At 72.4% G+C, this 5,427-nt stretch carries 7 protein-coding genes; all 7 read right to left on the reverse strand.

Annotation, left to right across the window (positions count from 1 at the left end; translation table 11 throughout):
- Nucleotides 1-844, reverse strand: an 844-nt coding sequence (locus KBX39_RS21785; protein WP_210872246.1) for a hypothetical protein, incomplete at its 3' end; no start/stop codon positions are given.
- A 72-nt stretch (nt 845-916) separates the two neighbouring features.
- Entirely contained in the window at nt 917-1,093 is a 177-nt protein-coding gene (locus KBX39_RS21790; RefSeq protein WP_157539057.1) for a hypothetical protein, read from the reverse strand.
- 2 nt (nt 1,094-1,095) lie between these two features.
- Nucleotides 1,096-1,329, reverse strand: a complete 234-nt coding sequence (locus KBX39_RS21795; protein ID WP_210872248.1) for a zinc-ribbon domain-containing protein — start codon at nt 1,327-1,329, stop codon at nt 1,096-1,098.
- 78 nt (nt 1,330-1,407) lie between these two features.
- Nucleotides 1,408-2,235: an SRPBCC domain-containing protein gene (locus tag KBX39_RS21800; protein ID WP_187693774.1), complete on the reverse strand. Its 828-nt coding sequence runs from the start codon at nt 2,233-2,235 to the stop codon at nt 1,408-1,410.
- Nucleotides 2,228-2,788: a helix-turn-helix domain-containing protein gene (locus KBX39_RS21805; RefSeq protein WP_187693773.1), complete on the reverse strand. Its 561-nt coding sequence runs from the start codon at nt 2,786-2,788 to the stop codon at nt 2,228-2,230. The genes KBX39_RS21800 and KBX39_RS21805 overlap by 8 nt, the downstream gene beginning before the upstream one ends.
- Before the next feature lie 91 nt (nt 2,789-2,879).
- Complete coding sequence (locus KBX39_RS21810; protein WP_210872250.1) at nt 2,880-4,223, reverse strand: class I SAM-dependent methyltransferase; 1,344 nt, start codon at nt 4,221-4,223, stop codon at nt 2,880-2,882.
- Nucleotides 4,220-5,427: FAD-binding oxidoreductase (locus KBX39_RS21815; RefSeq protein ID WP_210872252.1), on the reverse strand; the 1,208-nt coding region annotated here is incomplete at its 5' end. The genes KBX39_RS21815 and KBX39_RS21810, both read right to left, overlap by 4 nt.

Consider the following 5,427-nt stretch of genomic DNA (forward strand, 5'->3'; position numbering starts at 1 on the left):
GGCAATCAGGCGCGTAGCGGGCCGGCACCTCGTGCAGCGCGGCGGCGAGCGTGGCCGGATCGGCCGCCGGGTCGACCGTGCACCCGGCCGGTACGGCGGCGAGCAGATCCTCGACCCGGGCCATCCGGGCCAGCTGGCGGCGCAGCACCAGCAGCTGGCGGCGCACGTCGAGCAGACTGGCCACCGGCTGGTTGGCGAAGTCGCGCGGGCAGACCAGCACCACCTCGTGCGACACCAGCTCCGGGTCGTGTCCCTCGGCGGCGAGCAGCTCGCGCAACGCCAGCACGTAGACGGCGGACTGGATCGCGGCGGCGGCGACCTTGCCCGGGTCGGCCTGCCCGTCGATCACCGGGAACGACTTGATCTCCACGACGTGGAACCGGCCCGCCAGCCGGGCGGCGACCAGATCCGGTTCCAGGTGCACCCGGGTACCCGCCACGTCCAGGCCGAGCAGCGGGTGGTCGAACAGCGCCGGGCCGTCGCCGCTCGCGGTGAGCGCCGCCCGGGACCGTTCCGGCCGGTCGTCGTCGGCGCCGAGGTCGGTCCAGGTCGCGCCCTCCGGGACGGGTACGCCGAGCCGCTCCGCGACCAGGCGCAGCAGTTCCTTCCCGCCGTCGGCCTTCACCTGCGCCTCGAACGCGTTACCGCGGGTGATCGCGAAGCGGGACTGACCGAAGCGGGCCGGGAAGCCGAGTCGTTCGGCCAGCGCCGGCTTGTCCGCGCCCGCGCTGTCCAGCACGGCGCGGCGGGTGCAGCCGGGGTTGCCGGTCAGCGCGGCGATGGTACGGGCGTTGTGCCGCCGGGGCGGCCCACCACCCCTGATCCGTGCCAGCCGATCTTCCACCCGATGAAGTGTAAGGAAGGGCCCCCTGTTAACGCCTCCGGTAGAGGAAGGGCCCCTTATTAACACGGTGCGTCAGCGGTCGGCGGAACGGTTCCAGGGCGAGCGGGGCGACTGCGCGCCCGCGACCCGGCGACGCCGGCGGTGGTGCCGGCGCCCGGGCGTGCAGGGTGGACGGGCGGCGGTGTGCACCGGCGGGGCGGCCGGAGCGGCCGGCTGCCGGCCGATCAGCCAGTAGAGGAAGCGGGTCACGGTCAGCCGACCGGGAGGCGCTCGGCCTCGGCGCGGGAGATGTCGTACTCGGCGCCGCAGAACGTGCACTGCTGCGCGTACCGGGTGCACAGCGGGATCAGCGGGACGAAGAAGAGGCTGAACTTGGTGACCCGGCGGGTGATCACCTGGGCGGCCTGGTTGCCGCAGTTGCGGCAGACCTCGGTGACGACGCCGGACCGGACGACCTTGGTCCGCAGCCCGAAGATGAAGAACATCGCCCGGCATTACCCACCCGGGCGCCGTGTTAAAAGGGGCCCCCTCTTCTACCGGAGGCGTTAAGAGGGGGCCCCTCCTTACAGCCAGATCGGCTTCCAGTTGGGCACCTCGTGGAAGCGCCGCAGCTCGGCCCACCCGGCCACGTTGCCGCTCCACGCCGCGTACGGCGGGTTGCCCTCGTCGAAGCCGGACTGCACGAACGTCAGCTTCGTCCGGCCGTCGGACTCCGCCAGTTCCCAGGACGTCACGCCGACGGGCCCCCAGTCGATGGACAGCGCCCGCCCCGGCGTCACGTCGAACACCTTCGCGGCCTCACCGGCGTCGAGGCCGCCCATCGCGTACCGGCCGCCCTCCCAGGGCTCCACTCCGATCGGGTAGCCGAACCAGGCGGTGACCTGCTCCGAGTCGGTGAGCGACGTCCACACCTTGTCCATCGGGGCGTCGATGACCACCTCGCCGCTCAGGTCGGCGGAGGTGAAGTCGGTACGCGGCAGCAGCGGCCGGCCGTCCAGGTGGTCGTTGAGGTGGGCGATCGCCAGGTACCAGTACGTCTGGAGCACGCCCCGGATGCTGCTGCCGCTCATCGCCTCCGCGTAGTCGAAGTGGCTCTGCCGCAGCGTGAGTATCGTGCCGTCGCCGTCGGGCTCCAGTTCGAACTCGGTGGTGGTCTCCACCCCGTCGAGCGTCCACGCGAAGCGCAGCGTCCGGTCGTCGACGTGCAGCAGCCGCTGGTGTGGCGCGTCGCCCTCGGGCGTGTAGCGGCCCCAGAACTCGTACCGCCGGGGCAGCTCGACCTCGGCGTGCTCGGCCAGCCAGACGCGCAGCTCGGCGGGGTCGGTCAGGGCCCGGCGGACGGTGGCCACGGGTGCGGCGAGGCGGGCGCGGATGGTCATCGGCTCACTCATGCTTGTCGCCTTTCGGGTAGCAGGCCACGGCGAGTTTGAAGGCGTCGCCCTCGGCGCCGCCGTAGCGCGTGAACAGGTCCTGCAGCGTCGTCTGCAGGTCGTGCAGGAACTCCTGCCGCCGCTCGGCGGGCACCCGGATCTCGCCGGAGACGCCGACGGACGGCAGTTCGGGGGCGGCGCGGTCGAGCGCGGCGATGTCGGCCTGGACCTCTTCCATGAGGTCGAGCAGGTAGCCCAGGCTCAGCTCGTCGCGGGCCCGGCGGGCGCCGCCGATGCGGCCGACCAGGCGGGGCGAGAGCCAGTACGACCGGGCGGCGGCCTGGTAGATGCCCTCGGTGATGCCGCGCACCTGGCGCTGCGCCACCTGCTCGGCCAGCCCGGCCGCGACGAGCTGCTTGACGTGGTAGTAGACGCGCTGCGGCGTCTGTTCCAGCCGGGCCGCGACCTCGGTGCAGGTGCGGGGTTCGGCCAGTTGCCGCAGCACCTCGATGCGCTGCGGCTTGAGCAGGGCTTCGGCCTGCTCGCGCTGTTCCAGGTACAGGACGTCTCTCATGGCAAAATCAGTTTGTACGTACAAAACTTCTTTGTCAATGACTTCGACGAGAGGCCGCGCGGTCCGCGCGGCCTCTCGTCGGTACGACCGGTCAGGGCGTCCAGTCCGGACGCAGCGGGTACCCGTTCACCCCTTCCGGGCCGTTGTGCGTGGCGAGCACGTGGTGCAGCTGGATGCCGTTGCGCTCGAACGCCAGCCGGGAGCCGGCCATGTAGAGGCCCCACACCTTGGCGGTGCCCGGCCCGACCTCGCCGACGCAGAAGTCCCAGTGCTCGACCAGGTTGCGGCACCAGCCGGCGAGCGTCAGCGCGTAGTGCTGGCGCAGGTTCTCCTCGTGGTGCACCTCGAACCCGGCGTCGTGGATCTCGCTGATCAGCCGGCCCGGACCGGCCAGCTCGCCGTCCGGGAAGACGTACCTGTCGATGAACGCGCCGGAGCGGTGCGGCGCCCGGTTGTCGGCCCGGGTGATGCAGTGGTTGAGCAGCCGCCCGCCGGGCTTGAGCCGGGAGCGCAGCGCGCCGAAGTAGGCCGGGTAGTTGCGCACGCCGATGTGCTCGGTCAGCCCGATCGAGGAGATCGCGTCGAACTGCTCGTGCGGCGCGTCCCGGTAGTCCAGGTGGCGCACCTCCGCCAGCTCGCTCAGCCCCTCCCGCTCGATCGCCGCCTGCGCCCACTCGGCCTGCGCGCGGGACAGGGTGACGCCGAGCGCCTTGACGCCGTACTCCCGGGCCGCGTGCCGGACCATGCCGCCCCAGCCGCAGCCGACGTCCAGCAGCCGCATCCCCGGCTTGAGCGCCAGCTTGCCGGCGACCAGGTCGTACTTGGCCCGCTGCGCCTCTTCGAGGGTGTCGCCGGGGCTGCGGAAGACCGCGCAGGTGTACGTCATGGACGGCCCGAGCACCTTCTCGTAGAAGGCGTTCGACACGTCGTAGTGGTGCGAGATCGCGCTGCTGTCCCGGGTACGCGAGTGACGCAGCCCGGTCATCAGCCGCCGCCAGCGCGGGGCCGCCTCCTGCGGCGGGGGCGGCGGCGGACGCAGCCGTTCCCAGCCCAGCCCGCGGACCAGCGCGAGCGCCTCGCTCATCGCCGGGATCCGCAGCGGCACCTCGTCCTTGATGACCCGCAGCGCCTCGTACGGGTCGCCCGAGTGCACGCCCTCCAGCCCGAGGTCGCCGCTGACGTAGGCCCGGGCCATGCCCAGGTCGCCGGGCGCGGTGAGCAGGTAGGACAAGCCGCGCTCGGTGTGGATCGCCAGGGTGATGCCGGCGTCGGCCGGGCCCACCGCGCTGCCGTCGTAGCCGGTCACCCGGACGGGCAGGTCGCCGGTGGTGACCGCGCGGACCACGTCCGCGACTGTGGGTCCGGTACGCCGGCCGCCCGCCGGCGGGCCGGCCGGGGCGCTCGCCGCCCCCGGTGTTCGGTCGGTCAGACTCATGCTCGGGATACCGCCTTCTCGTACAGTCCGGTGAGTCGGTGGTCCGGGTCGTAGCGGTCCTTCACGGCGCGCCAGGTCTCCCCGCCGTAGAGCCGGTCGAACTCGCCCCGGTCGTAGTACGCGTCGGAGTAGAGCGACTTGTGACCGCCCACCTCCGACACCATGCGCTCGATCTGGCGGTTGACGTCCCCGTCGGCGGCGCCCGCCGCGATGGGCACGCTTCCCCAGAAGCCGATGTTCACATACGTTTCGCCCGGTCGGAGCGGATATAGCGGCCACGCCTTCGCCGACCCGGGGCCGGCGGGCTCGCGCAGCCGCAGCGGGCACAGCCACACCGGCGTCATGCCCACGTTCGCCGCGAACCAGCGCAGGAACTCGGGCGTGCGGTCCAGCGGGACCTCCACGTCCTGCACCACCCGCTCGCGGGCCGGGCGGCCCCGCCACCTGTCGACGCGCGCGGCCACCTGGTGCCGGTGCTCCAGCCGCACGATCCGGTGGTAGACGTCGCTGCGCCGGTAGCGCCGCGGCCACAGCCGCCGCACCACCGGGTGCTGCACCCCGAACGCCGCCGAACACCAGAACCAGTCGGTGTCCCAGCGCCAGAGATAGTCGTACGCGGTGAGCGTGTCCCGGGTGCGCCGGCGCAACGAGCGATAGTAGATCTCCTGGCCGGTGTAGTCGGACGGACCGTCCTCGGCCTCGTCGGTGAACGTGCCGAGCACGAGGTACGCCTCGCCGGGGCTGAACATCACCCCGTCCATGGCGTCGACCGGCTCGCCGCCCCAGGCGCCCTTGGCCACCACCTCGCCGACCGCGTCGACCAGTTCCTCCAGCCGGGTGAACCGGATGTTGCGCAGCGCCATGTGACGGCGTACCGGTTGCAGCTCGATGCGCAGCCGGGTGGCGTAGCCGAGGCTGCCCAGCGAGTTGGGGAAGGCCCGGTGCAGCTCGGCGTGCTCGCCCCGGGGCCGGGTCGTGACGACCTCTCCCGAGCCGGTGAGCACATCCATCTCCAGCACCGACTCGTGCGGCAGGCCGTTGCGGAAGGAGGTGGACTCGATGCCCAGCCCGGTCACCGCGCCGCCCAGCGTGATCGTGCGCAACTGCGGAACGACAAGCGGCATCAGGCCGTGCGGCAGCGTCGCGTCGACCAGATCCTCGTAGGTGCACATGCCCTGCTCGCCGGCGGGGCGGGCCGCCGGGT

The sequence above is a fragment of the Micromonospora sp. D75 genome (genome assembly GCF_018070405.1).
Taxonomy (GTDB): Bacteria; Actinomycetota; Actinomycetes; order Mycobacteriales; family Micromonosporaceae; genus Micromonospora; species Micromonospora chalcea.